General features: G+C 50.8%; 12 protein-coding genes. 8 read left to right on the top strand and 4 right to left on the bottom strand.

The window, feature by feature from the left end; translation table 11 throughout:
* The first annotated feature begins 39 nt into the window (after window positions 1-39).
* The 3 genes from CKW03_RS18710 (at window position 40) to CKW03_RS18700 (ending at window position 3,079) form a co-directional block, all read left to right on the top strand.
* A complete protein-coding gene (locus tag CKW03_RS18710) occupies window positions 40-1,089 on the top strand; it encodes a sensor histidine kinase (RefSeq protein ID WP_095067926.1) in 1,050 nt (349 codons plus the stop codon).
* Complete coding sequence (locus CKW03_RS18705; protein ID WP_093099441.1) at window positions 1,086-1,835, top strand: LytR/AlgR family response regulator transcription factor; 750 nt, start codon at window positions 1,086-1,088, stop codon at window positions 1,833-1,835. The genes CKW03_RS18710 and CKW03_RS18705 overlap by 4 nt, the downstream gene beginning before the upstream one ends.
* 74 nt (window positions 1,836-1,909) lie before the next feature.
* On the top strand, window positions 1,910-3,079 hold the full coding sequence (locus CKW03_RS18700) for a hypothetical protein (RefSeq protein WP_095067923.1): 1,170 nt from the start codon (window positions 1,910-1,912) through the stop codon (window positions 3,077-3,079).
* Between the two features lie 413 nt (window positions 3,080-3,492).
* On the opposite strand, the gene CKW03_RS18695 is transcribed toward CKW03_RS18700, so the two are convergent.
* Both CKW03_RS18695 and CKW03_RS20825 read right to left on the bottom strand, forming a co-directional pair.
* Window positions 3,493-5,166 carry a hypothetical protein gene (locus CKW03_RS18695; protein WP_093099437.1) on the bottom strand — a complete coding sequence of 558 codons (1,674 nt, stop codon included), beginning with the start codon at window positions 5,164-5,166 and terminating at the stop codon, window positions 3,493-3,495.
* Between the two features lie 834 nt (window positions 5,167-6,000).
* Window positions 6,001-6,123, bottom strand: coding sequence for a hypothetical protein (locus tag CKW03_RS20825; protein ID WP_261771987.1), 123 nt, complete (start codon window positions 6,121-6,123; stop codon window positions 6,001-6,003).
* 695 nt (window positions 6,124-6,818) lie between these two features.
* On the opposite strand from CKW03_RS20825, the gene dnaG reads away from it, so the two are divergent.
* The 3 genes from dnaG to CKW03_RS18665 all read left to right on the top strand — a co-directional run bounded on the left by dnaG (window position 6,819) and on the right by CKW03_RS18665 (window position 10,205).
* Window positions 6,819-8,801 carry a DNA primase gene (gene dnaG / locus CKW03_RS18675; RefSeq protein WP_093099430.1) on the top strand — a complete coding sequence of 661 codons (1,983 nt, stop codon included), beginning with the start codon at window positions 6,819-6,821 and terminating at the stop codon, window positions 8,799-8,801.
* Window positions 8,802-8,920: 119 nt separating this feature from the next.
* Window positions 8,921-9,151, top strand: a complete 231-nt coding sequence (locus CKW03_RS18670) for a YraN family protein (RefSeq protein WP_093099428.1) — start codon at window positions 8,921-8,923, stop codon at window positions 9,149-9,151.
* Between the two features lies 1 nt (window position 9,152).
* Window positions 9,153-10,205 (top strand): glutaminyl-peptide cyclotransferase, encoded by a 1,053-nt coding sequence (locus tag CKW03_RS18665; protein ID WP_093099426.1) that lies wholly within the window; start codon window positions 9,153-9,155, stop codon window positions 10,203-10,205.
* Here CKW03_RS18665 and CKW03_RS18660 read toward each other — a convergent pair.
* Window positions 10,202-10,837, bottom strand: a complete 636-nt coding sequence (locus CKW03_RS18660) for a response regulator transcription factor (protein ID WP_093099424.1) — start codon at window positions 10,835-10,837, stop codon at window positions 10,202-10,204. The two genes, CKW03_RS18665 and CKW03_RS18660, sit on opposite strands and share 4 nt — an antisense overlap.
* Window positions 10,838-10,949: 112 nt before the next feature.
* A complete protein-coding gene (def, locus tag CKW03_RS18655; RefSeq protein ID WP_093099422.1) occupies window positions 10,950-12,170 on the bottom strand; it encodes a peptide deformylase in 1,221 nt (406 codons plus the stop codon).
* Window positions 12,171-12,268: 98 nt separating this feature from the next.
* On the opposite strand from def, the gene ruvX reads away from it, so the two are divergent.
* Together ruvX and ybeY are read left to right on the top strand one after the other, a co-directional pair.
* Window positions 12,269-12,682, top strand: a complete 414-nt coding sequence (gene ruvX, locus CKW03_RS18650; RefSeq protein ID WP_093099420.1) for a Holliday junction resolvase RuvX — start codon at window positions 12,269-12,271, stop codon at window positions 12,680-12,682.
* 1 nt (window position 12,683) lies between these two features.
* Window positions 12,684-13,118 (top strand): rRNA maturation RNase YbeY, encoded by a 435-nt coding sequence (gene ybeY / locus CKW03_RS18645; protein ID WP_175486327.1) that lies wholly within the window; start codon window positions 12,684-12,686, stop codon window positions 13,116-13,118.

Below are 13,118 nucleotides of genomic sequence, written 5' to 3'. Positions count from 1 at the left end.
CCGCGGGCCCGCTTGGGCCCTGCCAGACCAATTCGGCCTATGATCGCAACAAGGAAAACGCTCTTCAGGCATACCGCTGCCTGGACCCTCTACGGATTCTATTTCTACACCGTCAACGCCCTGGGGAACCGGGACCTTGGCATAGTGACCGCGCTGTGTTCCATGCCCCTGTTCATGTTCGTCTATTACGGGATATCCCATGCGCTGAACGTTCTCCTTTTCAACAGGAGGTACCTGGCGGCTGCACTGACGGCCTCGGCAGTGTATGCACTGGCATTTGCAGTGCTCTATCTCCTTTCACACCCCTCCTCGCACTGGGGATCGGCCTTTGACGACTACATGACCGGCGGGGACTTCAAGTTGAGAATGTTCGCCCAGACCTACCTCAAGCTGGTGGGCAATTTTTCGATTTTTGCGCTCCTGGGGTACCAGTTCAGGCTCCGGGACATGTGGAAGGGGCGCGAGGACCGGGAAAGGTCAAAGAGGCGCCGTTACGAATACACCGTCCTTGCCCACCAGGTCTCCCCGCACATGCTCGCCAATGCCTTCCAGTCCCTGGACGGCCAGCTGGCACGGGCCCTCCCGCAGATGCGCCAGGGGGTGCACGAGCTGTATTCGCTGATGAACCATTTCATGGCCTCGTGTGATCCTAATGCCCCCAGGACCGTTCTCCTGTCCGACGAGATCGGGGCGGCCAGGCAGTTCATTGCCGTCGAGCAGGGGATATCGGGGCGCTCCGATGGCTTCCTCTGGGAGCTCTCAGGGGACATGGGGTCCGCTTCGGTCCCCGCGACCACGCTGATCACGCTGGTGGGCAACGTATTCAAGCACGGGGGGATCTCTGGGGAAGGACCCAGGGGCAGCATCTCCATCCGTGCCGGCAGGGACGGGTTCGGAATCCGCGTGGAGAACCCCATAGGAGGTCCGGCGGAAGGCAGGCAGCAGGGCCACGGAACGGGCCTTGCCAACCTCAGGGGAAGGCTTGAATTCGTTTTCGGGGACGGCTTTGAGCTAAGGCACCGCCCGCACGGGGGGACGTACATCGTAGAGCTGGAAGTATATTATGACACAAAACATAGAATGAAATGAGGAAATACCACGCCATCATCATTGATGACCAGCAGTCCAGCATCGACCTGCTGCTGGAATATTTTGACCGGACCGAGCTGGTCCAGGTAGACGCACACTTCACCGATCCGATCAGGGCCCTTGCCCACGTGAGGGAAAATGTGGTGGACCTGGCCATAATAGATATCGACCTGGGGTCCAGGATGGACGGGTTCGACTGGATTTCCGCCGCGCCAAAGCGCGGGATCCGGTTCATCGTGTACACAGGGTTCCGGCACTTCGAGGACCAGGGTTACCTGATGAACGCCGTTGACGTGCTGCTCAAGCCGGTCAGCTACCCCAGGTTCGCCATTGCGCTTGACCGCCTGGACTCCCGCATCCGACTGGATGAAGGTACGGGCAGGGACCTGGACTCACTCGAGCACTGGTACGATTTCCTCCATATCAAGAAGGACGGGAAGTACATCGGCCGGATTGTGTGGTTCAAGGACATCCTGTACCTGCAGGCCAGCGGGAAGCTGGTCCTGATACACCAGGCCACCGATACCGAGGTGCTGATCTGCAATTCGACCCTTGCCCATGTCTATTCCAGGCTCCCCAGGAAATGGTTCAAGCAATGTGCCAGGGGCGTGGTCATCAACACCAAGTTCTTCCATTCATACACCGGAAGGAAGGTAAGGATGGTCAACCATGGGAAACTGCTTCCGGTAGGTAACCTTGCCAAGTACGCTGAATTCAGGGCCTTCCTGGAGTTCAACCAGGTGTGACGCTTCATCGAGGGTAAGCACGGCACCGAGGTGCCGTTCCGATACCATGGGGTCCTCCCTTGGAAAAACGAAAGATGAAAAAATTAAACCTAAAGGTAATGAACTATTTTGATGGACTACTGGACAGGACCAGCAGCGGGGAACACGTCCCTTCGGAGGCCAGCGGGGCACAGGGAGACCTGGTGGCGGAGATAGCCGCTAGAACGGACCGGTTCCTGGCAAAGATTAGGCGTTCTGCCTTGGACAGGCCGCTGGACGAGGGGGTCTCCCGCAATATCAATGCCCTCTATGCCAGGGCGAGCGCACTGATGGACAGGGCGGCCAGCGAGCGCTCTACTGGCCGGGCAGGTACCGGGGATATAGCCGCAGAGGTCCTGGGAAGCATGGGATCCATCCTTGAAAACCTGGAATCGGCCTATCCCGGAATCCTGGGACCAGAGCTCGCGCTTGGGAAGGGTTCCAGGCTCAGGAAGTTGCCCGAGCTGAGGGAAAGGTTCCTGCAGCTGAGGGAAGACATTCCAGAAGGGGAGATCGGCGAGGCTTTCGCACAAAAGGTCATGGACTTTACCCAGGTGGACCGCAAACCGAGCTTCCCGCTGACCCGCCGGTCCGTGACCTACATGGAGGAACTCCTGCGGAGGCTGGGCGACTGGGACCCGCTCCACCAAAGTGGCCACTTCACCGCCATGGAAAGTTTCCTGGTGTACGTGAACTTCAACAGCAAACGGTGCATGGACCTTATCCTATCGAGGATAAGGTCCAGGTTAGGGGAGGAGTGCCGGGGGGCGAAGGAGACGCTGCTGGCCCTGCTCGATATCCAGAGGGATTTTGCACAGCTGCACAGGAAGGAAGACCTGTGGCTGAATCCCGGTTACCTTTCCGTCGGCAGTTTCGTGGAATCTTTCCTGGAGAGCGAGATTGACTTCTGCAGCGGGGCGATCCGGGCAGTTGGAGAGGACGGGATCCCGAATGGGTTCAGGAAGAGGAATGTCAACAAGCTGACCTGTAACCTCTCAGCTGACCAGATAGCGATCATCCTGCGCCTGCTGGACGAGGAGAGGGTGGTCGATGCACGCTCGCTGAGCCAGGTGTACTCCACGATCGTGCCCTTTCTCAGTACACCTGACAGGACTTCCCTCTCACCGGGCTCCCTGCGGTCAAAGTCCTACCATCCAGAGGAGAGGGACCTCTCAAAGGTCATCGGGACGCTCCAGGGGCTCCTGGAAAGGGCCGGCAGATACTGAAAGAAGGTTCCGAGATTGTGCGTTGAGTTACATGCGACCAGCACCTTGCTTCCGATCCTGGGGGGTTACAGGGCGATGCCGGACGGGGGGCAGGGAAGTTTCCGTTGTTACGGACATTCAGGGACGGGCGGCACCGCTCCTGGCAAGTGAACCCGTAACCGAAACACGGAACACACCTGCCCTGGGGGAGCAGCCGGGGCGATGGTCAGGGAGTGAAAGCCGATCCGCCTGCAAAATTCACCGTTCCCATCTGCGGGACTGCAACTGCATTCCCTCTATCCCAGAGCTGTACCCATACCCGAAGGACGGCCGTCCTTCGGGTATGGGCCATTACATGCCTTATAGATGAACCGGTTCGGAACAGGATGCCTTTGTTTAGGGCCGGTTTCGGGGATCGTCCTGCCGATGGTGACCTATTTTGCGTCCCTGACGCAGCGGATAGGGTTCAGCTCCACCTTCCACCAGCCTCCTAGGCTCGAGTACGATGGCCTCACGTGAAGGGTCGAATAGTTCTCGGCGCCCTGTACGTTCGTTGACCAGTAGTTTGCTCCCTCAACGGTCTGCCTGCCGGTATTGTAGTTTACGAAATTTCCCGTGAACGGAAGGAACAGGTACCTTGACTGCTGGGCGGGATCGGTTGGGGCCTCCTTGAGCTCCACAGTTCCAAAGTATCTCCCGGAGACGTTGTTCTTGCCGTACTTTCCGGGTATCCCCGGGTTCCCCATGTAGCTGGCCCCAGCCATGAGCTTTCTGAAGTCGCTGTCACCTGGGGTTCTCCATTCGGGGGATACCAGCCTGCAGGGATCTCCCGAAGGGTAGTCCCCATATCTTGAAAATGGATAGTTCATGTCCGTATGTGACCTGCCTGGTATTTCCTTGCCGGCCATCCAATAGTCGCCCCCGCTCTCATTGGCGGAATAGTTCTCTTGGCTGGAATGAAAGCCATAGCTCCAGGATCCATTGGTCCTTTCGGCCTTCAGGTTGCCCGGTGCCCAGATCAGATCGCCGATCTGGATGCCATCCGAAGTGAATTCCCTGATGTTCAGCTCGATCCTGTACCGGGTTCCTTGTGTGAAAGGGAGAGGCACCTTGAGGTCGCGCTTGGTCACCGAGCCGATCGTGATGGACCCGATCAACAGGTTCGCTGCTGCCTGGGCAGCCTGCAGGCCTATCTTGATGGGCCCCGTATTTGACGAGGTTACGGTCCTGCCGTTACTGTTGGCGGGAAAAGGTATGCCCTTGAGCTCCTTATCCTGGGGATATGAAAGGGTTCCGCTGTGCAGGTTTGCCGAACCCGAGATGTTGGATTCTATCTTTACCTCGCGGATGGAAACTATGTTGCCCGGTACGGATTCCGAGGCAACGTTCAGCTGTACCGCCGAGATCTCCGCGATCTTGTTGTCCAGGAGGATATCGATCGGATTGTCGCTCCCTGCTGCAAGGGAGAAGGTGCCGGTCGAAAAGTACATGAAACGGTCGTCATCCCCCACGGGTACCGATGGACCTGTCGCTGCCAGTTCTTCGCTCGTTCCCACCGGACTTACCGTCTGGTTGCCGAACGAATAGGAAATGACCCTGTAACCCCCACCCGGCTCCAGGCCCGAGAACGGCTTGTTGTTGCCGTTGGCCGAAAATGTGCGCTGCTGGACGAATTTATTGTTCCTGTATATGACTACCTGGTATGCGGTGTTCGGGGCCAGTGCGGAGGTCTTGGATACCGCGGATGCCCTGGAACCGGGACCGGTTACCGGATTACCGTTGGAAGCGGGCATGGCGGCACTGCCTTCCGGTGTTACGGGGACGACCCTTACGTCCAGGTAATGCCTGCCGTCGAGCATGACTGCCGTGCCCGTATATCCCCGGTGCAACGTCCTTTCCATCGTGGACGATGAGGCCAGTGTGGTTCCGGTGGACAGGGAGGGTCCCTTTGCCCGTGCCTCCATGGTTGACTGTCCCAAGAGCCTGACCGATATGCTCGTGCCTTCCGGGCCCTGCCCGTCCTGGCCGTCCTTTTTGCAGGAGGACAGCGTTTGTAGCGCGATCAATAGGATAGGGAAGAAGAATGCGATCTTATTGTTGAGTTTCATGTTCAATCAATTATTGGTTACCAACTAACGTCATCAGTGAATTTTTCCTCCGTCCATTTCTCACTGGGCCGAAAGTCCCCATCCTGGCCCACTGGCCTGATCGATGCAGATCCACTTGCGATGCCTTCCTCTAGCTCTATGAACGTAACGGATATCTCGGGACTGAGGTATGCCCTTGATCTCCCACCTGTTTTTTCCATTTCTCTGAATTTTTAATTAAGGAACCTGATCTTCCAAGTGACTTGGAGGTCAATTGTGATTTTGCTGGGCAAAGTTAGTGATTGGCAGGTACTGTACCTGATTGGGAGGAGGGATAAAAATAATCTGTAGCCAGACTCCTACAGGGACCGTATTATCCCGCAGTTACGTGAATTGGAGAGCCCCCCGTCGATGGGCCATCAATTAGGTCACAATGTGCAGGTGCCGTTGGACCGGGCGGTGATTGGTCATGGACCCACATTGCCCACTCTAAAATTAAATGCGTGGATATATGGGTTTTCCTAGGGTAGGGGGGCAAGAGCAATCGGGCAATGTTATGGCCGCCTACCATCCATTCCGGCCAGCGGGCCTATCGGGACATATCGAATGTTCCTGTCGGTATAACCCAAGTGCGGGCACTGCGTGTATTGTGCGCCATTTGGCAGCATGTCGCCCGAGATCAGGGACGGACAGCGGCGCTGAGGCGGAAATGGACCTTCGACTTTTTGGAAAACAATATTTCCTTGACTGTTTGGGTTCGCCTCCCAGCCGAATAGAACAGGGTCAATGTAAAAATAATGGGTGCCTTCTAGAGATAAAAGGCACCCGTATGGTAGTATAAATAGTTGTTTCAGCCTACTTGGCTAGTGGACGATTGTCGGAATGGTCCGGATCCTCTATACCAAGGATTGCCAATAGCAATAGGTAATATCCTTTCTCCAGTCCAAGTTTTTTCGCTCTCTTTTCGATTCTTTCCATTTTTCCAGGTTTTAAGTTCTTTGATCCGTTATGTTTCCATTTATATAACAAATCCCGTACAAATGCCCGGGAACGGAAATGTTGACGGCAATAGTTTCCTTATTTTGAGCTGATTTGTCGTTTAAATTAATAGATGTTTCATCCATCGGTAATTATTTGACCTAACAAATGGTTTACCTCAACCATGACCTGTCCTAAAAAATGGACGATGAAAAAGCTTGGGATGGCATCCTTACTCAGTTTGGTGCTGGTAATTCGGTTGCGCCAATCGAGGGTTGGTCTTGGCTCCCTCACGATATTTGGGTCAGGCCTGGATCAGGGGAAGGAAGGGGAGCTGGGTTCCCCTTTGTCCCTTTCATGGTCACGCTGGGCTTCATGGTCACCGAGCTTCGCATACCGCGCCCCTACGTCGATTTCCCCCCAGGCTCGGATTTCCCTAACTGTCCGGTCCCGCGGTTCAGGGGATGTTCATGATGGCCCCTACGGATATGTGCCCCTGACGGTGCCATGAGGATCCTGGCGGGGGGGAAGGTTGACCAGACCGCGTTCGGGAAATCGGTGCATGTCCGCCCTCCGGTCACTTGAATTTCCGCACACCAAGATTTTCCAGCTGGACAAGTGGAATGTGCACTATTTACCATAAGGGGGCCATGTATTAGGGAATTAAGTCCGAGTATTGCTATATTTGTTCTGGCATGATCAAAAAAGAGACCATAGAGAAAGTACTTGACGCAGCTCGGATAGAAGAGGTGGTCGGGGATTTTGTCGATCTCAAGAAGAGGGGCACCTCCCTTATCGGGAACTGTCCGTTCCATAACGAGAAGACCCCTTCCTTCCACGTATCGGTCTCAAAGGGGATCTACAAGTGCTTCGGGTGCGGGGCCGGGGGGGATTCCCTGAAGTTCGTGATGGAGCATGAGAAGTATGCCTATCCAGAGGCCATCCGGTACTTGGCCAATAAATACAATATTCCTATCGAAGAGGTTGAGCGCAGTCCAGCACAGCTTGCAGCCCAGGATAAAAGGGAAAGTCTATACGTCCTGAGCCAGTGGGCTGGGAAGTACTTCAAAACCCAACTTTGGGAAACCGACCTGGGCAAGAGCATTGGCCTGAGTTATTTCCGCGAACGTGGATATCGGGATGAGACCATACAGAAGTTCGACCTGGGCTATTCGCCAGAAGCCTGGACAAGTTTGGTCGATGCAGCCTTGACAGAAGGGTTCAGTAAAGAATACCTAGCAGAGGTCGGACTCGCGGTTGAGCGGGATGATAAGTCGCTATATGATCGCTTCCGGGGCAGGGTCATCTTCCCGATCCATAACCTGACCGGTCGGGTGATCGGTTTTGGAGGCAGGACCCTAAAGACCGATAAGAACGTCCCTAAGTACGTGAACTCCCCGGAGTCCGAAATCTACCATAAATCCAGCGTCCTGTACGGCCTGCACCTCGCCAAGAAATCGATTTCAGAACATGATGTGTGCTATCTGGTGGAAGGTTATGCCGATGTGCTCTCCTGTCACCAGGCAGGAGTGGAAAATGTCGTTTCCTCTTCAGGGACCTCCCTCACCACAGGGCAGATAAAGCTGATATCCCGCTACACAAAAAATGTCGTGATCCTGTACGACGGTGACGAGGCGGGGATCAAGGCTTCCCTGCGCGGGACCGATATGCTATTGGAAGAGGGACTGAACGTCAAGGTCCTGCTATTTCCCGATGGCAATGACCCAGATTCCTTTGTACAGAAGTTTGGAGCCTCGGCCTTCAGGGACCATATCAATAGACATCAGGAAGATTTCGTCTTCTATAAGACCAATATCCTTCTGCGTGATGCAGGGGAAGACCCCATCAAACGTGCGGAAGTCATCCGGGAAGTCGTAAACAGTATTGCCCTGATCCCAGATGAGATCAAGGTCTCTGTTTATATCCGCCAATGTAGCGGATTATTGGATATCGAGGAACGCGTGCTCCTTACCGAACTGAATAAAATCCGGATGGACCGGAACAAGGCCAAGGATAGAAAGGCTTCCAGTGCGGCTTCTGGACCTGGCCCAGATTATCCTACGGATGATTTTATCCCTGCGGAGATGTTGGCTGCGATGGCGGCCGAGGGAATCACGGTTCCGGAACCCCAGGTCCAGCAGATAACATCCGAAATCCTGATGGAAAGGGAACTCGTGCGTGTGCTTCTGAACTATGGGCGTGAGCTGGTTGTCTGGGAAGGCGATGGGGATATCCCAGTTGCCCCATATCTATTGGCGAGCATGGACGATGTCAGATTTGAGGACAAAGCCAGCAGCAAGATCATAGAAGAGTTTAAAAAGCAAGCTGAAAGCTTTGAAGTACCGGAAGCCAAATTCTTTTTCTCCCATGAGGACGAGGAAGTCTCCAGGCTAGCGGTCGACAGCATAGCCACAAAATACGAGATCAGCCCTAACTGGAACGACGATAAGCGTAAGATCTTTGTTCCCGAGGAGAAAGATCAGTTGAAAGACCTGGTCAATCAATTGATCTATAGGGTAAAGAAGAATAAGATCGAACAGGAGATGCATAGGATCAGGGAAGAACTTAAGACATGTAAGGACCCTGATGATATGCTGGTCCTGATCGCTAAATATCAGAAGCTCAAAGAAGGAGAGAAGTTATTGGGCGATTTTTTAGGGAACACCATCGTTAAGTAGATATGATAGACCGCAAGGACCCTTGAACAAAAGGTGAAGAAATGACGGTTTTATTTATAAAAAAGATTGGTTTCCAGATTTTTGAATTAAATTGTCGACATAAAGATCTATAGGTAGATATGATCGCCCATGATAATGACGTTGTGGTATTTGTGGAAGTGAAAGTAAGGTCTTCTTCGGCGTTTGGAACCGAAAGGGATATGATCAATTCACAAAAACAAAATAGACTGAGTAGGGCCGCAGAAGCCTATATCATGCAAAAAGATCATCGTGGAGAAATCAGGTTTGATGTCATTACCTTTATAGACGGAAAATCAACATATATAAAAGACGCATTTTGGAATTATTAATATGAATAAGAAACTAAAGCTTAGCATTCAGGCACTAACTATCCTTTCCATTTCCTTGGTCATCGGTTGTAAGACCCAACAAAGCAAGGTTGAATTTGTAAACCCGACCAATAACAGCAAGGTCCTGAAAGGGGAGAAGGTGCAAGTGAAGTTGAAATTTCCTGACGCTTCGGTAGACTCAGTGGTCTATTCGGTGGATGGTGATATCTTTGACCGTAAAACCGACACAACAGCGGTCGTGTTTGATACTGACGCCTATAGCTATGGAAATAAAAGATTGAGTGCAAAGGTGTATTCCGGGGGCAAAGAGGATATCGCATACAGCGAAGTCTTGGTCGTTCCGCCCGCTCCAAAGCAATACGCTTTTGAAGTGGTAAATACCTATCCGCACGATCAAGGAGCCTTTACCCAAGGGCTATTCTTCGAAAACGGAACATTATATGAAACTACCGGTCAGTTAGGTGAATCTACCCTTAGGAAAGTGGAATTAGCAACAGGCAAGGTCCTTCAGAAAGCAGACCTAGCGGCTGATGAATTCGGAGAGGGGATGACGGTCGTTGGAAATAATATGTACGTATTGACCTGGCAGAACAACAAAGGCCATGTTTATGACAAGAACAGCTTCAAACTATTGAAGTCTTTTGACTACCAAAACAGCAAGGAAGGCTGGGGTTTGACCTACGATGGTAAACAGTTCATCAAATCCGACGGTTCCAATAAACTGTATTTCCTAGATCCAGCGACATTAGCTGAAACAGGTTCCATTGCTGTTTTTGATGATAACGGTCCTGTAGAAAAGTTAAATGAATTGGAATTCATTGACGGCAAGATCTATGCAAACCTCTATTACGGCGATAAAGACGAAATGGTGATCATCGATCCTAAGACTGGAATTGTTGAAGGTAGGATCAACTTTGTTGGCCTGTACAGCGATAACCGTGCTCCTTATGACAATGAGATGAACGGTATAGCCTATAGACCGGACAGCAGGACCTTATTGGTAACAGGAAAGCACTGGAGCAAGTTGTTCGAGGTCCGCTTAAGGGAGCGCTAGATCAATCTGTGCTCCGTCGTTATCTTGATCAGCGACATCATGTTTTTAGCTTTGAACTTGCTCATCATCCTTTTCCTATGGGTTTCGATGGTGAGTGGGGACAAAAACAACTCCTCCGCAATCTGAACTGAAGTCTTCCCCAATGCAATCAGTTTCAAAATCTCAGTCTCTCTTTTCGTAAGCTTGGGTAATAGGGGCAGGTCTGAACCTATCGGATTGGCAATGATCTCCTGTACCGCGGAGCTGAATACCATCTGTTTGTTCACCGCCTGGTCCAGGCATTTCTCCAATTCCACGATATCGATGTTCTTGAGCAGGTAGCCTGATGCCCCATTCTGCATGAGCTGCAGGATCACGCTGCGCTCGGTATGGTTGCTCAGGCCCAGGATGATCACATTTGGGGCGATCCTCTTTATCTCCAGGCAGAGGTCTATCCCATTAATATCAGGAAGTGAAATATCCAGGAGGACAATGTCCACAGGGTCGGTTTCTAGAAATTTCAGTAATTCATGACCTTTGGTAAATGTGGCGGTCACCTCATAGGGTTTTATGCGGTCCAAGAGACTGACCAACCCTTGTAGGATTAGCGAGTGATCATCGACAATAGCTATGCTATAGGCTGGATTGTACATGGTCTTTAGGAAAGTGGTCCAATATTAATCCTAAAGATAACCAAGTTTTCAGTAAAAAAAATGGCCAATTTGAAATATCCCTGTTTACGGGTACAGCGGTTTTATTCCTCAATTAAGGCCTGATACTACCTTTTTGAATCAAAAACTCCACTTTATCTCTCAATGGCTCAAATTCTACCTTTGTCGACTCTTCTATGCGATCAGGGAATAAAATACCGTAAAGATGGTCTACCTCATGCTGGAAAATCACAGCCGTAAAACCTTCGATCAGCTCCTCTTTCACATTCCCTTGGCGATCAATATGCTGTAATTTAATAGCGTAACTTCGCTTTACATCTTGCCTCAGATCAGGAATAGACAGACAGCCCTCTGCACCTTGGCGAGTCAACTTAGAGCGCCAGATGATTTTAGGGTTCAAATAAAACTCAAAAGGCTCATCTTTCTTATCCAATCGCTGAACCCAAATAACATTTTTGTTGATGCCTACCTGCGGACCAGCTATCCCAACACCAGCATGTTCCGGATCCTTGACCGTAAGCAGCATCCTTGCAGCAAGTTTATCCAGCAATGGATCATCAAATTTGATGTCCTCCGATGGTTTCTTTAAAACTGCCAGTTCCTTTTCATCTGTAACCTTGTATACATGCATCAAGCTGTTTTCATCAGCCCCATTGATCAAAGATTTTTCAAAATCGTTAAAGTTCTTTGCCGTACTCTTGTTCACGTTCCTTTCGTTTTTAGGTCCTTTGTACTTTTTCTCCCCAGCTTCTATGGCCGCATTCAAAATATTGTCCTTGGGTGGCTGAGGGCACCGGTATCCATTGCTGTAGGCACAGTAAGGGTTGTATGCCCTGTTGAAATCGACCTTGATCTTTCCATCCTTGATATCGGCTATGCTCAGGTCCATATATCGGCCGCCTTCATAGGTGGTCTCTCCTGTCGAATTGTCCATGAAAGGCACGAAAAGGTGGTTTTTATAGGTCGCATTCTGGAACAGTGCAACACTTTGATAAGCCGTTAGCTTATATTTCTTCCCGTTCAATTCAAAATTCAAGAATCCAAAGCGCTTGTACTCGTTGGAGGTGCCATCATAAGTGGGCATCCTGAAGGTAGGTTCATTGAAAAGCTGCTCTACTGATGCTGTCACCACATAGTCTCGCTTTGCAGGATAGAAGCTCACAAATTCAACCTGATCCTTTCTTAATGGGCCAAACTCGTCCTTCACCATTTCCTGGATCTGTTTGTCCCTATAGGACTGAATTTCCTGTTCCAAAGATTGGGCCATTAATATTACCGGACCAAAGAAGCTGATGAAGTAGATAAGTGCTTTCATTTTTTTGAATTAATATCTATCAAATGTATAGATATTTTGCGATTATCGGATAGGGCTAATCTAAAGTTTAATTGTAATTTTGTGAAAATTGCAGAGACATGAGAATAATGGCGTTTGATTATGGGACCAAGAGGATCGGGATTGCTGTTTCCGACAGCATGCAGATCATTGCAAGCCCATTGACCACCATCCATCCCGAAGGGATCTGGAAATTCCTGTCCGATTACCTTGCCGGGGAACAGGTAGAAACCTTCGTCATTGGTAGGCCGAAGCAATTGGACGGAACTGCATCCGGATCTGACCAACATGTGGTAGGTTTCAGCAGGAAGCTCCGCAAAACCTATCCCAATATCCCGATTGTCGAAGTGGATGAAAGGTTCACTTCCAAGATCGCTTCCAGGGCGATTGCTCAGTCTGGAATGAAAAAAAGCAAAAGACAGGATAAGGGGTTGATTGATAAAGTTTCGGCAGTATTGATCCTGCAGACTTATATGGATAGCAAATCTTATTAATATGGCATTGAAGGACATTCAGTTTTTTTCTGAAGACATCGATTTTACACTCAAGGAAAAGCAAAAGGTTAGGCAGTGGATTGGCGCAACGATTAAGGCCGAAGGTTTTAAGCGCGTAGGGGAGCTGAGCTTTGTTCTATGCTCGGATGCCTATCTCCTTGAAATCAATAAGCAATACCTTGACCACGATACCTTTACGGATATCGTGACCTTTGATTCGTCAGAAGATGAAGGTGTCATTGCCGGAGATATCTTTATTTCCGTGGAAAGGACCATGGAGAACGCTAAAAAATTCAATGTTTCCGAACGCGACGAACTGCATCGTGTCATCATCCATGGTATACTCCACCTTTGCGGCTATTACGATAAGAAAAAGGAAGACAAAACCTTGATGACCGAAAAAGAGGACTACTATCTAGCTAAACGCGAATTCTAG

This window comes from Sphingobacterium mizutaii, assembly GCF_900187125.1.
Classification (GTDB): Bacteria; Bacteroidota; Bacteroidia; order Sphingobacteriales; family Sphingobacteriaceae; genus Sphingobacterium; species Sphingobacterium mizutaii.
This window is presented reverse-complemented; position numbering and strand designations above follow the sequence as displayed.